Source organism: Plantactinospora sp. KBS50, from assembly GCF_002285795.1.
GTDB lineage: Bacteria > Actinomycetota > Actinomycetes > Mycobacteriales > Micromonosporaceae > KBS50.
Genome location: NZ_CP022961.1, coordinates 5,240,575 through 5,259,424, shown reverse-complemented (window position 1 = coordinate 5,259,424; position 18,850 = coordinate 5,240,575). Strand labels below are relative to the sequence as shown.

14 protein-coding genes, 1 tRNA gene and 4 pseudogenes are annotated in these 18,850 nt (G+C 73.5%); 11 read left to right on the top strand and 8 right to left on the bottom strand.

Features of this window, described 5'->3' with window-relative positions; all coding sequences use genetic code 11:
* Positions 1 to 98: 98 nt before the first annotated feature.
* Positions 99 to 506, top strand: a complete 408-nt coding sequence (locus CIK06_RS22610) for a DUF2255 family protein (protein ID WP_095566491.1) — start codon at positions 99 to 101, stop codon at positions 504 to 506.
* Positions 507 to 634: 128 nt separating this feature from the next.
* Here the strand turns inward: CIK06_RS22610 and CIK06_RS22605 are convergent, their stop codons facing one another.
* The 3 genes from CIK06_RS22605 to CIK06_RS22595 form a co-directional block, all read right to left on the bottom strand.
* Positions 635 to 1,162 (bottom strand): SRPBCC family protein, encoded by a 528-nt coding sequence (locus CIK06_RS22605; RefSeq protein ID WP_157756892.1) that lies wholly within the window; start codon positions 1,160 to 1,162, stop codon positions 635 to 637.
* Positions 1,159 to 1,887: a helix-turn-helix domain-containing protein gene (locus CIK06_RS22600; protein WP_198347970.1), complete on the bottom strand. Its 729-nt coding sequence runs from the start codon at positions 1,885 to 1,887 to the stop codon at positions 1,159 to 1,161. Before CIK06_RS22600 ends, CIK06_RS22605 begins: the two co-directional genes overlap by 4 nt.
* A gap of 282 nt (positions 1,888 to 2,169) precedes the next feature.
* Positions 2,170 to 2,245: transfer RNA gene (locus CIK06_RS22595), tRNA-Arg, on the bottom strand.
* Between the two features lie 98 nt (positions 2,246 to 2,343).
* Between CIK06_RS22595 and CIK06_RS32595 the strand changes: the two genes are divergently transcribed.
* Positions 2,344 to 3,204, top strand: coding sequence for a DUF1444 family protein (locus CIK06_RS32595; protein ID WP_369916008.1), 861 nt, complete (start codon positions 2,344 to 2,346; stop codon positions 3,202 to 3,204).
* Here CIK06_RS32595 and CIK06_RS22590 read toward each other — a convergent pair.
* Positions 3,104 to 4,105: pseudogene (locus tag CIK06_RS22590) on the bottom strand (alpha/beta hydrolase); the annotation flags it as partial. The gene CIK06_RS32595 and the pseudogene CIK06_RS22590 sit on opposite strands and share 101 nt — an antisense overlap.
* Before the next feature lie 185 nt (positions 4,106 to 4,290).
* On the opposite strand from CIK06_RS22590, the gene CIK06_RS22585 reads away from it, so the two are divergent.
* Positions 4,291 to 5,265, top strand: a complete 975-nt coding sequence (locus CIK06_RS22585; protein WP_095566488.1) for a single-stranded DNA-binding protein — start codon at positions 4,291 to 4,293, stop codon at positions 5,263 to 5,265.
* A 73-nt stretch (positions 5,266 to 5,338) separates the two neighbouring features.
* Here the strand turns inward: CIK06_RS22585 and CIK06_RS22580 are convergent.
* A pseudogene (locus CIK06_RS22580) lies at positions 5,339 to 5,512 on the bottom strand (DUF397 domain-containing protein); the annotation flags it as partial.
* A gap of 319 nt (positions 5,513 to 5,831) precedes the next feature.
* Between CIK06_RS22580 and CIK06_RS22575 the strand changes: the two are divergent.
* Entirely contained in the window at positions 5,832 to 6,803 is a 972-nt protein-coding gene (locus tag CIK06_RS22575) for a cobalamin biosynthesis protein (RefSeq protein WP_095566487.1), read from the top strand.
* Positions 6,804 to 6,821: 18 nt separating this feature from the next.
* On the opposite strand, the gene CIK06_RS22570 is transcribed toward CIK06_RS22575, so the two are convergent.
* Entirely contained in the window at positions 6,822 to 7,235 is a 414-nt protein-coding gene (locus tag CIK06_RS22570) for a rhodanese-like domain-containing protein (protein WP_095566486.1), read from the bottom strand.
* Positions 7,236 to 7,368: 133 nt separating this feature from the next.
* Between CIK06_RS22570 and CIK06_RS22565 the strand changes: the two genes are divergently transcribed.
* The 5 genes and pseudogenes from CIK06_RS22565 (at position 7,369) to CIK06_RS22545 (ending at position 12,604) form a co-directional block, all read left to right on the top strand.
* Positions 7,369 to 8,109 carry a uridine kinase gene (locus CIK06_RS22565; RefSeq protein ID WP_095566485.1) on the top strand — a complete coding sequence of 247 codons (741 nt, stop codon included), beginning with the start codon at positions 7,369 to 7,371 and terminating at the stop codon, positions 8,107 to 8,109.
* Positions 8,106 to 9,254, top strand: a pseudogene (locus tag CIK06_RS22560) (M48 family metallopeptidase). Before CIK06_RS22565 ends, CIK06_RS22560 begins: the two are co-directional and overlap by 4 nt.
* A 61-nt stretch (positions 9,255 to 9,315) precedes the next feature.
* The gene (locus CIK06_RS22555; RefSeq protein WP_369916006.1) at positions 9,316 to 10,665 is read left to right on the top strand and encodes a dipeptidase; all 1,350 of its coding nucleotides are present in this window, start codon (positions 9,316 to 9,318) and stop codon (positions 10,663 to 10,665) included.
* Positions 10,666 to 10,756: 91 nt separating this feature from the next.
* Positions 10,757 to 10,963 (top strand): hypothetical protein, encoded by a 207-nt coding sequence (locus CIK06_RS22550; protein WP_095566483.1) that lies wholly within the window; start codon positions 10,757 to 10,759, stop codon positions 10,961 to 10,963.
* Between the two features lie 57 nt (positions 10,964 to 11,020).
* On the top strand, positions 11,021 to 12,604 hold the full coding sequence (locus CIK06_RS22545; protein ID WP_095566482.1) for an ATP-dependent DNA ligase: 1,584 nt from the start codon (positions 11,021 to 11,023) through the stop codon (positions 12,602 to 12,604).
* A gap of 130 nt (positions 12,605 to 12,734) precedes the next feature.
* Here the strand turns inward: CIK06_RS22545 and CIK06_RS22540 are convergent, their stop codons facing one another.
* On the bottom strand, positions 12,735 to 13,544 hold the full coding sequence (locus CIK06_RS22540; RefSeq protein WP_232533802.1) for an SURF1 family protein: 810 nt from the start codon (positions 13,542 to 13,544) through the stop codon (positions 12,735 to 12,737).
* A 469-nt stretch (positions 13,545 to 14,013) separates the two neighbouring features.
* Here CIK06_RS22540 and CIK06_RS22535 point away from each other — a divergent pair.
* Both CIK06_RS22535 and CIK06_RS22530 read left to right on the top strand, forming a co-directional pair.
* Positions 14,014 to 15,380 (top strand): annotated as a pseudogene (locus CIK06_RS22535) (cobyrinate a,c-diamide synthase); the annotation flags it as partial.
* A gap of 440 nt (positions 15,381 to 15,820) precedes the next feature.
* Positions 15,821 to 16,387, top strand: a complete 567-nt coding sequence (locus CIK06_RS22530; RefSeq protein ID WP_095566481.1) for a GNAT family N-acetyltransferase — start codon at positions 15,821 to 15,823, stop codon at positions 16,385 to 16,387.
* A gap of 174 nt (positions 16,388 to 16,561) precedes the next feature.
* On the opposite strand, the gene CIK06_RS22525 is transcribed toward CIK06_RS22530, so the two are convergent.
* On the bottom strand, positions 16,562 to 18,727 hold the full coding sequence (locus CIK06_RS22525) for a transglycosylase domain-containing protein (RefSeq protein WP_095566480.1): 2,166 nt from the start codon (positions 18,725 to 18,727) through the stop codon (positions 16,562 to 16,564).
* Positions 18,728 to 18,850: the final 123 nt, after the last annotated feature.

The window sequence follows — 18,850 nt, the reverse complement described above, 5'->3', positions numbered from 1 at the left end:
CGGCGTTTGCTTAGCGGAACCGCGTTCCGTATGCTTGGCGGAGCAACGCTCCACATTTCCCGTCGAAGGATGGGCGCCGCGGTCCGCGGGAGGACGTCATGCCATGGTCGGAAGATCAGCTCCGCGCCATCGCGAGCCGCGACGACTTCAGGATCGCACCCTTTCGTGCCGACGGGGTGACGCCGGGCACCCTGATCTGGGTGTGGTCCGCCGTCGTCGACGACGGCGTCTTCGTCCGCAGCGCGAACCCCGCCTCCCGCTGGTTCGCCGCCGCCAGGTCCCAGCGAGCCGGGATCGCCGAGAGCGCCGGTGCCCGCCTCGCGGTCCGCTTCGACCACGTCCTCGACGAGCGGCTGCGTGACCGCGTCGATGAGGCCTTCGCGGCGAAGTACGGGGCCGACCCGTACTTCGCGCCCGAGATCCTGCGGCGCTCGCGCGAGCAGATCGCCCGCGTCACCCCCGACTCCGCCGTCACCCCCGACTTCGCCGAAGTCGGGGGCTCCTGACCGCCGGGACCCCCCAACTTCGCCGAAGGTGAGTCGATCTTGGCGTCGCGGAACGCCCTCAGGGTGGCCACGTCGCAACATCCCGCAACCGTCAGGACATCGATGACAACGACCTGTGAGGACACAGGTCAGCCCTTTGTGGAGAAGCGGGTGATGAGGTTGTCGAGCATGGGAGCCAGGCTGGCTGCCATTTGGGCGAAGAACTCGTTCTCCCAGTCCGCTCCGGTTCCGTAGGCACTGGTCACGATGCGGACCACGCAGCTGCCGCCAGATGCCGCTTCGATCAGGTATTCCGTCGCGATGGGGCTCACCTGCGGCAAGCTCTCGAACACCTCCGGCAACGGCACGCCGATGCTGTCGAACCACTGAGCCATCTCGGGCGCGACATCCTCGGCCCGATCAGCGATCGGCCAGGGCTCCTCGATAGCGAACCGCTCGTTCGGCGTGTAGTCAGTGACGACCCCGGTTGAGGTGACGCCACCGAGGTCGAAGACCACTTCACCGCCGACGCGGGGTTCCAGTCGGGTCGGCACCAGCCAGGACGAGATTCCCTCGGCGGTGGCGATCACCTCCCAGACTTGCTCCGGGGTCGCGGGCACCGTGTAGGTGCGCTCGGCCCGGTGTTCGACTCGTTCGTGCTGCTCGCGATCGGTCACGATGACTCCTTCGGCTGTGGGTATGACGAGATGCTCAGGCGGTGCGGTCGCCCGTCGTCGTGGTGATACCTGGACACCAGGGCGGCGACCATTGCGTGCAGGTCAGCGGTGAATGCGGCCCGGGCTTCGGGTGAGGCGAATCCGATCACGGTGTCCACGGTCAGGGTCGGCAACCGTTTCCGGCCCGCCACGTCGCTCGCGATCGCTCCGACCTCCGACACCGCCCGCGCGTTCACCGCTATCAAGTAGGCGGCCGATAGTTGATCTGCGATCTCGTTCGGATCAACCACAGAGCCCTGCAGAACCCCGGGTGCCACGACGAGATGCCGTGCAGAGCGGCGCAGGAACCGCTCCGTGATCCCTCCCCACACGCGGGTCTCGGCCAGCTCCACCAGTCCGTGAGCTTCCAACGCCTTCAGGTGATAGTTCACTTTCTGGCGGGTGAGCCCGACCGTTGCCGCGACTGTCGTCGCCGACCCCGGCTCCGCCAGCGCGTCGAGGATCGCGGCCCGGATCGGATCGAGCGCCACCTCTACGGCGGCTGCGTCCGCGAGTACTCGCACATCGTCCATTGGCACCATGGAACCCTTGACAGGAAATATTGTCAAGCCCTTGAAGGGCGCATGGGACACTGACCTGAACTTGGTCGTCTTGTCGGCATTGGTGCGAGTTTCGGGATGGGCGTGGGTCGGGTACGAGACGTGAAGAAACTCCTGGTAGGACATGGATCGACCAGATCAACATGTGCCAACCAAAAGCTCCGGTGTCGGGTTCTGCCATGCTGCCGACCGGTGCGGTGCGACAGGCCGCCGATCAGGCACTTGAAGATCGCCCCGGTCAGCACCCGCCGCCGCGCGTCGACGTGCCCGACCGTGGGCCGTGCCTGCCCGATGTGTGGGGCATCGGCCAGCAGCGGCCACAACCGGCCGGTCACCTGTTCGTCAAGGGTCCCGACGTCAGCGGGCCTGGCGATCACCGCTGTCCGCAGCGTCTCCCGCTGTCTTGGCTGGTGCGCCCGGCAGGATTCGAACCTGCGGCCTTGGGATTAGAAGTCCCCTGCTCTATCCGCTGAGCTACGGGCGCCCGGTGATGCGCCAAGAGGGTACCCGGCGCCCGCCGGCCGGAGATACCTGCTTAGCAGGGGATGACCGATCCGGCGAGCCCATACTAGGTTTTTCCGGGTGAAGGTGACGCGTACCCGGTTCCTGCCCGTGCTGGTGTCGGCGACCGACCCTCAGGTGGGCCGTGACCTGGTGATAGACGAGTTCACCGACGAGTTGGGGGTGGCCTACTCGTTCGGGCCGCCGTACGGGCAGAGGCTGGTGACCTGGCCCGATCTCGACGAGCTCGGCCTGCCGCGACGGACGCTGCGCCGGACGGCGCAGGAGAATCTGGACCGGGCGCTGGCCCGGTTGCAGGTCGACGGGCAGCCGCCGGCGCCGATGCTCTCCTTCACCGGTCTGGAACGCGGCCTGGAGTCCTCCGCGCTGCTCGCCGAGGAGGTCTGGCTCGACCTCAGCAATGCGGTGCCGGGCGATCCGGTGGTGGGCGTACCCGCCCGGGACGTGGTGATCCTCACCGGCAGCGGGTCGCCTCCCGGCCTGGAGCGGACCCGCCGGGCCGTGGACCGGATCTTCTTCGCCGGCAACGATCACCTGCTCAGCCGGGATCTGCTGGTGTGGCGGCGGGGGAGGTGGCTGCCGTACGCGCCGGAGGAGGAGGCGGATCCGCCGCCGTTCGAGCCGCCGGAGCAGCCGCCGTACGATCCTGGGCCGGAGCGGGGTTACGGTCCGGACCCGGGTTACGGTCCGTCGTACGATCCGGAGCCGTCGTACGGTCCGGAGCCGGGGTACGCGCCGGAGCCGGACTATGGTCGCGGGTCGCCGTACGATCCGGACTACGGTCGCGGGGCACGGACGTACCGTCCGCCGGAGCCGCGAAGGGCCGCCGACCGGCGGGAACGCTGGCTGGAGCCGCCGGAGCGTCCCGCAGAGCGTCGTCCCGGACCACGAAGGCGTCCACCCAGCGACCCAACTCGCTGAACAGCCGGTCCCGGACCGCCGGTCCGGAGAGCGTGAGGTCGTGCAGGCCGCCGTCGAGACGGACCAGCGTGACGTGCCGGCCCAGCCGCGGCGCCCAGCGCACCATGTGCTCCACGTCGAGCACGGCGTCGGCCAGCGACGCCGACTCGTGCCAGGTCGATCCCCGGAAGGTACGGGTCGAGCAGGCCAGCATGATCGGTACCGGGATGTCCAGGCCAGCCCGGAGCCGCCGCTGCGCGGTCCGGATCGCGCCGAGCCAACCGGCCCGGACCGGGAACCCGGCGAGCGGTTTCCACGCCAGGTCGTACCGCCACTCGCCGTGGTGGTCGGCGTGCAGGCTCTGGCCGTACACCGCGGAAAGGTTGCGGGGGACGGTCCGGTACGGCGCGCGGCGGCCGATCCGGGCGACGGCCGCGGCCAGCGGCCGGCGGACCAGCCAGGGTGCGTTGAGGTCGAAGAACGGGCTGTTCAGGAAGATTCCGTGCACGATCCCCTGGTCCCGGCGCGCGTCGGCCCAGACGGCCGCGACGAGCCCGCCGGTGGAGTGCCCGTTGACCAGCAGCACCTCGTTGCCGTCCGCCCGGATGATCCGGGCGGCCTCGTCCAGTTCGGGGAAGTAGTCGCTCAGGTCCCGGCAGAAGTTGGGGGTCTGGTGCGGTAGCAGGCTGCGACCGTATTTCCGCAGGTCAAGGGCGTAGAAATCCCAGCCGCGGGCCACGAAGAAGTCGGCCAGGTGGGTCTGGAAGAAGTAGTCGACGAAGCCGTGCAGGTACAGCACCGCCCGTCCGCCGGGGTCCGCCGCCCGCCGCCGGACCAGCGTCGCCACCACCGGTCCCTCGTCGTCGTGGCCGAGGTCGAGGACCTGGGATTCGTACGGCGGGCCGAGCACATCGGGTTCCACCCGGTCGACGGTACCGCTGCGGGCCGGTCGGCCCCATAGCAGGTTTCTGCTTGATCAGGTCTTTGTCCACAGGGCGCCCGGCTGTCCACAGCGCGGAACCTGGTGCTGGCCGGTGGCGAACTCCGGGTCGAGGCTGGATGGCGAGTCGGCTCGGACCCCGCAAGCCTCGACGCAGTGGAGACGAGATGTTCGATACCTATATAACCATCGTCGGCAATGTCCTGACGGCTCCGGCCTGGCGGCGTACGACGCAGCGCAGCGCCCTGGTCGCCCACTTCAAGATCGCTTCGACGGCCCGGCGGCTGGACCGGGAGAGCGGCAGGTGGATCGACGGGAACAGCCTGCGGGTCCGGGTGAACTGCTGGCGGCGGCTCGCCGAGGGGGTGGCCTCCTCGGTGATGGTGGGCGACCCGATCGTGGTCGTCGGCCGGCTCTACACCCGGGACTGGACCGACGAGGCCGGCAACCACCGCACGCTGTACGAGCTGGAGGCCGTCGCCGTGGGGCACGACCTGTCGCGGGGCCGGGCGACCTTCGTCCGGAACCGGCCCAACCTGGCCACCAGCAGCGTCGAGGACGCCGAGGCCGACGCGCGGATCCGCGGCGAGGCCAGCGAGTCCGTTCCGCTCTCCGAGGCCCCGGCCCGGCCCGGGGAGGTGCCGGGGGAGGACGACGACCTGGTCGACGAGCCGGTTCCGCCCTCCGGAGGCTTCCGGCTGGTCGGCGCCGATGACCGTCGCCTGCTGGGCTACGAACCCATGGGATTCGGCGCGGACGACGAGCGCGAGGGCAACGAGCGCGAGGACGACGGGAGCACCCACCACCTCGACGAGCCGCCGATCGACCTCGATGCCGTGCTGGCCGCCGACCCGGGGTCCCCGCTCCAGCCGGGGTCCCCGGTCGACCGGGGCGATCCGGGTGCGCGGCGCGAGGGACCGAGCGGGGAGGGCGACGCGACCGCGGAGGGCGACGCGACCGCGCTGGCGCAGTGGGACGGGGGCGGCGGGGCGGTCCGGTCCGGGCCGGAGGGCGACGGGCGAGGTCTCGCCGGTACGCCGGCCGGGGAGACCGGGAACGCCGACGAGACGACCGGTGGACCGGTGGAGGGGTCCGGTCCGCGGGGTCGCCGTGGTCGGACGCGGGCAACGGCCGGCGTCTGACCACGGGCCCGGCGCGCCGCCCGCGGCAACGGGTGGCGCGCCGGGTGCGCGCCGTGCAGTTCGTAGGGGTCGGTCAGCCGACCGGCCCGATCTGCTTTGCCCGCTCGACGAAGCTCTGCCACCGGACGGGGTTGATCGTCAGCATGCCGCCGTGGCGGTTCTTGCTGTCGCGGACCAGCACCATGCCGGGCAGATTGTCGGCAACCTCGACGCAGTCACCGCCACCTGCCCCGCTGCGGGTGGCTCTGCGTCAGGACGCGTCGCTCAGGTCCATGACTTCACAACTTCCTTCATCCGTTCGACCGGCTGACGGTGGGACATTGCCTCGTTGCGGACCGCCTCCCACCTCGACAGCAGGGTATCCAGTTCTTCGAGCTTGTCGACAAGCGTCCCGCCGAGCTGCGTCTCCAGGTTGCCCGTCCATTCACCGACTGCGCTTCTGGCCAGGATGAACGGTCCGGTGAGTCCGACGGTCCGGATCCCGGGCAGCGGACAATGACTAGGCTGCCCGCACGGACCGGGCCGACGGACGGGAGCGCGTGGTGGCACGAGGGGTACCTCCGAGCTTGGCCGACGCGGTCGGGCTGGCCGCCGGGTACGCGTTGGACGCCGCGCTCGGCGACCCGCGCCGGTGGCACCCGGTGGCCGGCTTCGGCACCGCCGCCTCCGCCCTGGAACGGCGGCTGTACCGGGACTCCCGCACGGCCGGTGCGGCGCACACCGCCGTCGCCGTCGGCGCGGCGGTGCTGGCCGGCGCGGCCGGTGCCGCCCTGACCCGGCGGCGCCCGGTGGCCCGGGCCGCCCTGGTGGCGGCCGGCACCTGGGCGGTGCTCGGCGGGCGGACCCTCGGCGTCGAGGGGCGGGCCATGGCGGACGCGCTGAGCCGGGACGACCTGCCGGCCGCGCGGGGCCGGCTCGGTCACCTCTGCGGGCGGGACCCGTCGGCGCTGGACGAGGCCGAACTGGCGCGGGCGACCGTCGAGTCGGTCGCCGAGAACACCTCCGACGCCGTGGTGGCGCCGCTGTTCTGGGGTGCGGTGGCGGGTCTGCCGGGACTGCTGGCCTACCGGGCGGCGAACACCCTGGACGCCATGGTCGGGCACCGGTCGGCCCGGTACGCCCGGTTCGGTACGCCGGCCGCCCGGCTGGACGACCTGCTCAACCTGGCGCCGGCCCGGGTGACCGGGCTGTTGACCATTCTGCTCGGGCCGGTGGCGCACGGCGACCGGCACCGGGCCTGGCAGGTGTGGCGCCGGGACCGGGCCGATCATCCCAGCCCCAACGCCGGTCAGTGTGAGGCCGCGATGGCGGGGGTGCTCGGCGTACGCCTGGGTGGCCGCAACGTCTACGCGGGCCGGGTGGAGGTCCGCCCGTACCTCGGGGACGGGCCTCGACCGGAGTTCCGGCACATCCGGCGGGCGGTCCGGATCTCCCGGGCCGTCGGGCTTGCGGCGGCGCTCGGGGCGGTCGTCGTCGCCACCTCCCGGTCGGCGGCGAGGGCCGGATCAGCGGCGGCCGGATCAGCGGCGGCGGTCTGACCGGCGCCGGCGGCCGGATCAGCGGCGAACGTCGGCGGGACCGGGACTGACGGGTAGACCGCAGTCCCGCCAGGCCGCGAAACCGCCCACCATGTCGGTCGCCCGGTGCAGTCCGAGGGCGCGCAGCGTGGCCGCGGCGAGGCTGGAGCTGTAGCCCTGGTGGCAGACCACGATGATCTCGACGTCGTGGTCGGTGGCCTCGGGGATCCGCCACGGGCTGTCCGGGTCGACGCGCCACTCCAGGACGGTACGGTCGATCACCAGCGCCCCCGGCAGTTCGCCCTGCTCCGCGCGCTGCGTCTCGGTGCGCGTGTCGATCACCAGCGCGCCCCGCTCGCGGGCCACCAGGGTCTCCCGCGGACTCAACCGGCGGATCCCGGCCCGGGCCCGGGCCAGCAGCGCGTCCACGCCGCGGTCTGAGGACTGTCGCACCGGCCCAGTGTGACCGGCCCCCCGCGCACCCGGCGGCCCGACCGTCCGGCACCCCTCGAACGGCGGAGCATACTGGCCACGTGCCGCCGACCGTGCCCTGCGACCCGCGCCCGACCAGCCGGTACGCGCGGCGATGAGCCGCGGACAGACGTACCCGCAACTGGCCCGGCGGATCCGGTCGGCGCCGGCCCGGCTCGGCGCCGTGCGGCTGGTGGCCGTGGACGGGCCGAGCGGGGCGGGCAAGACCTACTTCACCGAGCGGCTGGCCGCGGCCCTGCGCCGGGCCGACAACCGGACGGGTACGGCGGAGCCGGTCACCGTGCTGCACACCGACGACCTGCTGGACGGCTGGTCCGACCAGTTCACCTTCTGGCGCCGGCTGGACGAACGGGTGCTCCGGCCGCTGCGGTCGGGCCGGCCGGGCGGCTACCACCGGTACGACTGGGACAGCGGGCGGTTCACCGAGGCGCTGGTGCCGGTCCCGGCGGCCGGGGTGCTGCTGCTGGAGGGGGTGAGCGCCGCCCGCGCCGCGATCCGGCCGGAGCTGACCCTCGCGGTGTTCGTGACCGCCCCCGACCGGCTGCGGCTGGACCGCGTGCTGGCCCGCGACGGCGCGCGGATCCGCCCACAGTTGCTGCGCTGGCGGGCGGCCGAGGCCGAGCACTTCGCCGCCGACCGCACCGCCGCGGCCGTCGACCTGGTCATCGACGGCGTGGCCGGGGAAGGGCGTAGCTGGGGGATCAGTACCAGAGATTGTGCTGAAGCCTGGTCCCCGGGCATGGACGCGACGGCCCGGCTGGGGCACGATCGGGACGGGCCAGCCGGCGACCCCATCCGCGGCGGACCGGCCGGCGATGGGGGGAGTGGGCCATGACAGAAGCCCAGCAGGGCACGGCCGGACCGCCGGCCCGGCGTCGGGTGGTCCTCACCGGGATCTCGTCCCGGGCCTGGGAGCACCCCGCGGACCGGGGCGCGTTGACCGCGCTGCGCGAACTGCGCGGCTTCGACGAGGTCGTCAAGGCCTTCATGGGGATGTGGAACGAACGCTCCTTCCGGCTGTCGTACCTGGCCGCCGGCATCCGGGTCGACCACCGGCAGTACCCGCGGGTGCACCAGCGGTACGCCGAGGCGGCCCGCGTGCTCGACCTGCCGGAGCTGCCCGAACTCTTCGTCACCCAGTCACCGTGGATCACCGCCGAGGCGGTGGGGCTGGACCGGCCGTTCGTGGTGCTCGGCTCGGCCGCCGTCGACCAGCTCGACGACGACGAGCTGCGCTGCCTGCTGGGCCACGAACTCGGGCACGTGGGCAGCGGCCACGCCATCTACAAGACCATGCTGACGATCCTCACCCGGTGGGCCGCGAACCTGAGCTGGCTGCCGGTCGGTGCGCTGGCGCTGCGGGCCATCATCGCCGCGATGCTGGAGTGGTGGCGCAAGGCCGAGCTGTCGGCGGACCGGGCCGGCCTGCTCGCCGGCCAGGACCCGGCCGCCGCCGTGCGGCTGCTGATCAAACTGGCCGGCGGCGGGGACCTCAGCCAGATCGACACGGCCGCGTTCCTGGAGCAGGCCAGCGAGTACGAGGGCGGCGGTGACCTGCGGGACAGCGTGCACAAGCTGCGGATGACCGCGTGGAACAGCCACCCGGCGCCGGTCGCGCGGGCCGCGGACCTGCGTCGCTAAGTGGACTCCGGCGAGTACGCCCGGATCCTGTCCGGCGACTATCCCCGGCGCTCCGAGGACGAGGCTGCCTCGGTGACCGACGAGATCAAGGCGGCTGCCGAGTCGTACCGGGAAAGCTTCAACTCCTCGTCCGACCCGCTGGTGGGGCTGCTGCGCCGGCTGGGCGACGGTGCGGGCGAGGTCGGCACGTTGGTCGGCGGCGGCATCGGCCGCGCCCGGGCCTGGACCGGCGCCGCCGGCGAGGCCGCGGCCCGCGCCGCCCGGGCTCGCCGCCCCGGGCGGGCCGCCCGCGACGAGGGCTGGCCGGGTCCGCGCGACGGAGCCGAGCCGGCGGACTGAGCCGGAGACGGTCGGCGGGAGCCCGTACGGCCGGCCTACGATCTCCGTCATGATCTCACCGATGCCGACCGAATCCGACCTGCGTGCCGCCATCGAGCGGGAGTTTCCGGGCGTCCGGGCCGATCTGGAGCGGCTGGTCCGCATCCCGGGGATCGCCTTCGACGGGTTCGACCACTCGCACGTGGAGCGCTCCGCCGAGGCCGTCGCCGAACTGCTGCGCGGATGCTCGCTCGACGTGCGCATCGTGCGCTCCGGCGGCCAGCCGGCGGTCATCGGCACCCGTCCGGCGCCGCCCGGAGCCCCGACGGTGCTGCTGTACGCGCATCACGACGTACAGCCGGTGGGTGACCTGTCGCTGTGGCAGAGCGAGCCGTTCGAGCCGGTGGAGCGCGATGGCCGGATCTTCGGCCGGGGCGCCGCCGACGACAAGGCCGGGATCATGGCGCACGTCGCGGCGCTGCGGGCGTACGGGGATCGGCTGCCGGTCGGCGTCGTGCTGTTCATCGAGGGCGAGGAGGAGTTCGGCTCCGAGTCGCTGGAGCGGCTGATCGCCGAGCACCAGGCCGACCTGGCCGCCGACGTCATGGTGATCGCCGACTCGGGCAACTGGGACATCGGCCGGCCCGCGCTGACCACCTCGCTGCGCGGGATGGTCAACTGCTTCGTCGAGGTCCGTACCGGGACGCACCCGGTGCACAGCGGGATGTTCGGCGGCGCCGTACCGGATGCCGTGACGGCGCTGGCGCGGCTGCTCGCCACGCTGCACGACGACGCCGGCGACGTGGCGGTGGACGGGCTGGTCGCCCGGACCGGCGCCACCGTGGACTATCCGCACGACCGGCTGCGCGCCGAGGCCGGCATGGTGGACGGGGTGCAGTTCATCGGCACCGGGGCGCTGACCGACCGGATCTGGACCAAGCCGGCGCTGTCCGTGCTCGGCGTGGACGCGCCGCCCACGACGGGGGCGCCGAACGCGATCGTGCCGGTGGCCAAGGCCAAGCTCAGCCTGCGGCTCGCACCCGGAGACGACCCGAAGCGGGCGTACGCGGCCCTGGTCGGCCACCTGGAGAAGCACGCCCCGTGGGGCGCGCAGGTCACGGTGACCTTCGAGCACGACGGCGACGCCTGCGAGATCGACAGCTCCGGCCCGATGTACGACGCCGCCCGGGCGGCCTTCACCGCGGCCTGGGACGGTACCCAGCCGGTGGACATGGGTGTCGGCGGCTCGATCCCGTTCATCGCCACGTTCCAGCAGATGTTCCCGAACGCGGCGATCCTGGTGACCGGCGTGGAGGACCCGGACTCGCGGGCGCACGGACCCAACGAGAGCCTGCACCTGGGCGAGTTCGCCCGGGTCTGTCTGGCCGAGGCGCTGCTGCTGGCGAAGGTGGCCGAGGCCGGGCGCGGCTGAGCCGGCGACACCCGGGCTGAGCCGGCGACACCCGGGCGGGAGTTTGCCGAACATCCCGTATCGGGCCACCCGGTACGGTAAGCTTTCGAACATGAGTACGAAAGACGCCATTGCGCGGCTGGACGCCGCGGTCAGTGCGCTGGGGGACGTCGACGTCTCCACGTGGTCCGACGACATGCTGAAGGACCAGCTTGCCGAGCTTTCCACCGCGCTCGTGGCGCTCGACGCCGCGTTGTCCCGGGTGGCCGACGGTATCCGGGCCCGTGGCCTGCGGGTGGAGGAACCGGTCGCCGCCTGAGCCGCCGGGGTTTCCCGACCGGCGCTCGCTGTCGGTGGTGGCTGCCAGGATGGGGACGTGCGGTTCCTCGACCTGGCGGCCACCTCGGCCGCCGTGACTGCGATCTCCGGCCGGCGGGCCAAGGTCGACCTGCTCGCCGCCGCCCTGCGTGACCTGCGGATCGACGAGATCAGCATCGGCGCGGCATACCTCGCGGGCGAGCTGCGGCAGCGACAGACCGGGGTGGGCTACGCGAGCCTGCGCGACCTGCCCCCGCCGGCCGCCGAGCCGGAGCTGAGCGTCACCGAGGTGGACGCGGCGATCGAAGAGCTGTCCGCGGTGGCCGGCTCCGGCTCGCAGCAGCGCCGCCGGGCGCTGCTCGCGGCGCTGTTCGCCCGGTCCACCACGGACGAGCAGCGGATGCTCGTTGGGCTGTTCAGCGGCGAGCTGCGCCAGGGCGCCCAGGCCGGCCTGCTGGCCGACGCGGTGGCCCGGGCGGCGCAGGTGCCGCTGCCGCTGGTCCGCCGTGCCCTGCTGATGGCCGGAGACCTGCGTGCCGTGGCGGTGGCCGCGCTGACCGGCGGAGCCGCCGCGCTGGGCGAGTTCAGCCTGCGGGTGGGGCGGCCCCTCGCACCGATGCTCGCGCAGAGCGCCTCCTCGGTCGACGAGGCGCTCGGGGCGACCGGCAGCCCGGCGGTGGTGGACGTCAAACTCGACGGCATCCGCATCCAGGTGCACCGCTCCGGCAACGACATCTCGGTCTTCACCCGCAGCCTGGACGACATCACCGTGCGGCTGCCCGAGGTGGTGGCCGCGGTCCGCGCGCTGCCGGCCCGGGAGCTGGTGCTGGACGGCGAGGCGATCGCGCTGGACGCCACCGGGCGGCCCCGGCCGTTCCAGGAGACCGCCAGCCGGGCCGCCACCCGAGGCGCCCGCCGTCGGCTCGCGGCCGGCGCCGCCAGTGCCGCGCCGGCCCCGAGCGCCCCCGGCAGCGGCACGACCACGCTCACCCCGTACTTCTTCGACCTGCTGCACCTGGACGGCACGGACCTGCTGGACGCGCCCGGCCGGGACCGGTGGGCGGCGCTCGCGGCGACCGTCGCCCCCGCCCTGGTGGTCGGGCGGCTGGAGGTGCACTCCGCCGAGGAGGCCGCCTCCGCCTTCGCGACCGCGATCGACGCCGGCCAGGAGGGCGTGGTGATCAAGGCGCCCGACGCGCCGTACGACGCCGGCCGGCGCGGCGCGGCATGGGTCAAGGTGAAACCCCGGCACACCCTGGATCTGGTGGTGCTGGCCGTCGAGTGGGGCAGCGGCCGGCGCCGCGGCTGGCTGTCCAACCTGCATCTGGGCGCCCGCGACCCGGACACCGGCGGGTTCGTGATGCTGGGCAAGACCTTCAAGGGGCTGACCGACGAGCTGTTGCGGTGGCAGACCGAGCGGTTCCTCGACCTGGCCGTCGAGCGCGGCGAGTGGGTGGTCCGGGTCCGCCCCGAACAGGTCGTCGAGATCGCCTTCGACGGGGTGCAGAGCAGCAGCCGGTATCCGGGCGGGATGGCCCTGCGGTTCGCCCGGGTGGTCCGCTACCGGGACGACAAGACGGCCGCGGAGGCCGACACGATCGACGCGGTCCGGGCCATCCACGGCGGCCGGCCGCCGGGCTGAGGCCGGGCCGCGACCGGTGGTGGGCTCCGCACGGGGCTGCGACCGGTGGTGGGCTCCGCGCCGGGCTGCGGCCCGGGTTGCCGGCCCGACGCCGGGCGCAGGCCGGTTCGGCGACGCCGGCCGCGGCCGGTCAGGGGCCGGCGGCGACCGCCGGCACCCGGTCGGCGTCCGGTCCGGCGGCGGTCGGGCCGCCGCGGGCCTCCCGGCGGGCCGCCCAGCCGTACCCGAACAGGGCCATCCCGGCGAACAGCCACCACTGCACCACGTAGCCGGCGTTCTGCCAGTCGTTCTGGTGTTCCACGGGTATCGCCACGAACGCCGGATCCGCCGCCGGGGTCTGCTCGTCGAGCAGCAGATATCCGCCGTACACCGGGTATGGCAGCTCGGCCGCGAGGCGCGGCACCGAGATCCGCCGGCTCTCCAGCCGGCCGCCGCGGTGCTGCACCGTGTCCGGCCGGCTCTCCGACCGGCGTACCCGGGCCAGCACCGTGACCGCGCCGGACGGTGTCGCGGGGACCTGCGGCAGCACGGTGGCGGCGCCCGGCGCCGGCGGGATCCAGCCCCTGTCGACCAGGACGGCGTGGCCGCCGGCGGTCCGCAGCGGGGTGAGCACCTCGAACCCGACCTGCCCGTCGACGGTGCGACCGCGGATCAGGATGAGGTTCGCCGGGTCGTACTCGCCGGTGACGGTGACCCGGGTCCACTCGGCGTCGGCCGGCGGCTCCGCCCCGGCGCTGCCCGCGGCCGTACCGGCGGGCGGCAGCACCCGGTCGACCGGCACCGGCGCGGCCGTGGCCGACGCGTCGATCCGGCCGTTGATCGCGGCGCGCTGCTGGTAACGGTGCAGTTGCCAGTCGCCCAGCAGGACCATCACCGCCGCGGCGGCCAGGGTGAGGGCGAGATACCCCAGCCAGCGCGGCGTCAGCAGGAAGCGGTACACGACCCGAGGCTACTCGGGCGCCCGGCGGTCCCGGCCGGCGGCGGCGCACCCGCGACACCGACCGGCACCGCCGGGCACGCCCTCGATCCGCCGCCGGCCGCGCCGGCCGCGCCGACCGCCGCCGGCCGCGGCCGCAGTCGCTCGGCCGGCGACCGGGTGCGGGGACGGCGGTCCGGGGCCAACGGGTGGGGTCGGTGGATCTTCCGCCGTCAGATCCGGTAAACACCTGTCGACGGGGGTGCGTTCTGTCCCAGCTGCCCGGTATCGTCACGCCGGACGTCCGCCAGTGGGGTCGGGCCTGTCCCGGTCTGTGGCTTTGTCCCGGGTTCGCCCGGTTGTCCCGGCCGCGCGCCAGAGCCCTACGCCACCGCACAGCTACAGAGCCACACCTGCACCGTCACACCCACAGAGCCACAGCCACACATTCACAGCAACACATCACCGCCGCACATCACACGAGGAGTCGACGATGACCGCCGTGCCGCGCCTGGTCGTGAGCGCACCATCGTCCGGGCATGGCAAGACCGCCATCACGATCGGGCTGCTGGCCGCCTGGGCGGCCCGCGGGCTGGACGCCGCGGGCTTCAAGATCGGCCCGGATCGGACGGACGCGGCGTACCTCGGGCTCGCCGCGGGCCGGCCGGGCCGCAACCTGGACGCCCGGCTGATCGGTACGCACCGGGTCGGCCCGCTGTTCGCGTACGGTGCCGCGGGCGCCGGCATCGCCGTCGTGGAGGGCACCATGGGGCTGTACGACAGCCTCTCCGGCCGCCCGGACACCGACTCGACGGCGGCGGTCGCCACCGCGCTGCGGGCACCCGTGGTCCTGGTGATCGACGTGGCGGCGATGGGTCAGTCGGTGGCCGCGCTGGTGCACGGCTTCCGCGCCTACGACGAACTGCTCTGGCTGGGCGGGGTGATCCTCAACCGGGTGGCCTCCGACCGGCACGAGGAACTGCTGCGCGAGGCGCTGGACGACCTCGGCGTGCCGGTCTTCGGCGCGCTGCGCCGCCGGGACCTGCCGGCCGTACTGCCGTCCCGGCAGCACGGCGTGGTGCCGGTGCTGCGCGGCAGTTCCGAGGCAGCCCAGGGCGTGCGCCGGCTGGGGAGGCGGTGGGCGGCACGGTCGATCTCGACGGGCTGCTCCGGCTCGCGGCCTCGGCGCCCCGGCTGTCGGCCGAAGCGTGGTCCATCGCCGACGCGGCCGTCACCGGGCCGACCGGCAACCAGTTGACGCTGGCCCCTGGGCAGCGGCCGGTGGTCGCGGTGGCAGGCGGCAGCGCCGGCTCCTACTCGCACCCGGAGACGGCCGAGTTGCTGGCCGCCGCCGGCGCCGACGTGGTCACCGTCGACCCGCTGCGCGACGAGGCGTTGCCCGCCGGGACCGGCGCGCTGGTCGTCGGCGGCGGCCTGCCGGAGTCGTACGCGGCGGAGCTGTCGGCCAACCGCCGGCTCTGCATCGCGGTGGCCGAGCTGGCGCGTACCGGGCACCCGGTGGTGGCCGAGGGCGCCGGCCTGCTGTGGCTGATCCGCGAGTTCGACGGCCAGCCGATGTGCGGCGTACTGGACGCCGAGGGCGGCAGCCTGGACACGGTCGTGGTCGGCTACCGGGAGGCGACCGCCCGGTCGGCCAGCGTCGTGGCCGCCGCCGACGACCGGGTCGTGGGCTACAAGCAACACCGCGCCGTGATCCATCCGCGCGCCGGTCAGGCGCCGGCCTGGCGGTGGGGCGGCACCGACGAGGGGTACGTCTGGCGCGGCGTGCACGCCTCGCAGCTCACCCTGCACTGGGCCGGGGTGCCCGGCATCGCCGGGCGGCTGGTCACCGCGGCGGCCCCGCCGGACCCGGCCGGCCGGGTGTCCGCGGCGGCCCCGGTGCTCCCGGCCGGCCCCGCCGCCCCCGTGCCACCGGGCGGCGCCGGCCGGCCGGTCGGTGCCGCCACTCCCGGCGGTGCTGCCGTGCCTGGTGGTGCGCCTGTGCCTGGTGGTGCGCCTGTGCCTGGTGGTGCGCCTGTGTCCGGTGGTGCCCCTGTGTCCGGTGGTGCCATTGTGCCTGGTGGTGCCCCTGTGTCCGGTGGTGCGGGCGTCGGGCGGATCCCGGCACCCGGGGCGGCCGGTCCGGTCTCGCCGGCGAGTGCCGGTCCGGTCTCACCGGCGGGCGCGGACCCGGTGTCTCCGGCGGGCCTCGGCGCCGGTCAGGTGTCGCCGGCCGGTGCGATGCCCGCGGCCAACGGCGGCGCGACGCCCGGGTCGCCGGCGAACGGAGAGCCCCCGGCGTGACCGGTGACGTGGCGGTACGTCGCTTTCCGCGGCTGACCGTCTCCACCCCGCGGGCGCACGTCCGACCGCTGACCGGGCACGACGCGGACGCGGTGGCGGAGGTCTTCGGGGACAAGCTGACGCTGCGCTGGCTGCCGCTGCCGCAGCCGGGCACGGTCGACGCCGTGCGGTGGTGCACCGAGGCGGCCCAGGAGCGGCGGGACAGCGGCAGCGGCGACCACTACGGGGTCGTCAGGCGCGAGGACGATCGGCTGGTCGGCTGCCTGTGGACCAAGCGGACCGACTGGGCCTGCCGGGTCACCGAGGTCTCGTACGCGATCGCGCCCGAGGCGCGCGGCTTCGGCCTGGCGGCCGAGGCGGTGGACGCGGCGGCCATCGCGCTGATCCTGGAGCACGGGTTCCACCGGGTCGAGGTCCGGGTGGCGCCGGGCAACACCCCGGCCCGCCGGGTGGTGGAGAAGGCCGGGTTCAGCTACGAGGGCCTGCTGCGCAACGCCGGGTACGTCCAGGGCGGCCGGGTCGACCTTGAGGTCTGGTCCTTCGTGGCCGCCGACCTGGGCTGAGCACCGCCCGCCATCCAGCAACCCGCCGTCCGGCACCCGCCGTCCATCCAGCACCCGCCATCCAGCACCCGCCGTCCGGCACCCGCCGTCCGGCACCCGCCGTCCGGCACCCGCCGTCCGGCACCCGCCGTCCGTCCGGCGCCCGCCGGCACGGGCCGGCGGGCCGGGCAACGGTCAACTGCCCACCATGGCGTCGGAGGGTGCGGAGAACTGGCGGACGGGTTGGTCCTTCAGCGCGCCCTTCAGGGTGTTGGCGACGGTATCAACCGGTTTGTTCGACTGACCATCGCCGACCGCGTTGTTCGGGTTGTCCGGATCGGAGATGAAGCTCGCGGCGGCCAGTTCGGGCGTGTAGCCGACGAACCAGGCCGACCGGGTGCTGTCGGTCGTACCGGTCTTGCCGGCCACCGGGCGGCCGACCGTGCCGCGCACGCTGTCGGCCGTGGACCAGCCGCCGCAGCCGCCCCGGGCCGGCTTGTCGCCGGTCGGGCAGCGGGCCGCATCGGTGGCGGCGCGGGCCACGTCCGGGCTGAACACCTGCTGGCACCGGCCCTTGGCGACCGGCACGGTGGTGCCGTCGGCGGTCTGGTAGGTGGCCGGCGTACCGTCCGGGTTGCTCACCGACAGCACCGGCAGCGGCTCGCAGTACCGGCCGTCGGCGGCGACCGCCGCGTACGCGCCGGCCATCTCCAGCGGCGTGACGTCCGAGACGCCCAGGGTGAACGAGCCCCACAGCCGGCGCTTCATCGGGGAGGCGAGCGTCTTGTCGATGTCGGTACGCCACTTCAGGCCGAGCTTCTCTGCCATCTCCACGACCTTGTCCACCCCGACCTTCTGCTCCAGCCAGACGAAGTACGTGTTCACCGACTTGCCGAAGCCGGACCACATGGTCTGGTTGCCGGTCATCGCGCCGCTGGCGTTGGACGGGCACCAGAGCCCGCCGCAGTCGGTCGGCCCGCCGCTGCCGTCCGGGTAGATGCTCGTGATCTTGTACGGCGCGTTGAAGGACGCGCTCAGCGGTATGCCGGCGTTCAGCGCGGCGAGCATGGTGAACATCTTGAACGTGGAGCCGGCCTGGTACCCGGGCAGGTCGCCGCCGCCGAGCAGCGGTACGACCGTGTTCGGGTAGTTGCCCGGGACCTTGCCGCGCAGGGCCGCGTTGGAGTTCGGGCTGTTCTGGCTCTGGTCGAGGGAGTAGATCCGGTTGACCGCCATGGCCTTGACCCGGCCGGTGCCCGGCTCCACCACCACGACGCCGTGCGCGAACGGGCTGCCGGTGGACTCCCGGGACGCCACCTGTTCCTCGGCGATCTTCTGCACCCGGGGGTCGATGCTTGTCACGATGTTGTAGCCGCCGCGCCGCAGCTTGTCCTCGCGCTCGTAGTAGTTGTCACCGAACGCCGGCTGCTGCCCCCACCACGCCTTGAGGTAGTCGCAGAAGAAGCCCCAGCTGTTGTACTGCTTGTCGATCGAGACGCAGTCGTTCGGCGGGGTGGTCAGCCGCAGCGTGATGGGCTGCGTCTTGTACGCCGCGGCGTCCTGCGCCGACACGTATCCCATCACCCGCATCCGCTCGACCACGTAGTTGCGCCGGTCGGTGGCCTCCTTCTGGTCCGAGCTGGCCGGGTCGTACTCGCTGGGCGCCTTGACCAGGCCGGCGAGGGTGGCCGCCTCCAGCGGGGTGAGGTCGGCCGGGCGCTTCGAGAAGAAGATCTCCGCGGCGGCGTAGATGCCGTACGCCCGGTGGCCGAAGTACGCGGAGTTGAGGTACCGCTCCAGGATCTCCGACTTGGTCATCTCCTTCTCGACCTCGACCGCCATCTCCATCTCGCGCACCTTGCGCACGCTGGTCTGCTGGGTGGCCTCCAGCGCCTCCTTCGGGGTCTGCGCGCCGTCCCGCAGCGCCATCCGGACGTACTGCATGGTCAGCGTGGAGGCGCCCTGGGAGACCCCGCCGGCCTGCTGGTTGGCCACGAAGGCCCGGACGACGCCCTTGGCGTCGACGCCGTGGTGCTGGTAGAAGCGGGAGTCCTCGGCGGCCACGATGGCCTGCTGCATGTACGGGGAGATCTGGTTGATCGGCACGTACTTGCGGTGTTCCTCGTAGAACATCGTGAGCAGCGTCCTGCCGTCGGCGGCGTACACGTAGGTGGTCTGCGCGGGGTGCACCTGCCGCAGGTCCTGCGGATGGTCGCTGACGGCGTTCGAGAACGCCTTCGCGCCGAGCCCACCGGCGCCCACCAGCGGGAAGGCGATCGCGGCGAGGGCGACCCCGGCGATCAGGCCGGCGCGCAGGACGGGGGCCAGGCGGGACGAGGAGGAGGGGTCGGGCTGCGTCATCACCTCCTCACGCTAGGGCGGACCGAGGCGATTTGTGAGAATTATTCATAATCATGGTGACGCGGTCGACCCGCCCGGGACCCGCGGATCGATCGCCGGTGCGTACCCGGCAGGATCGGTCCC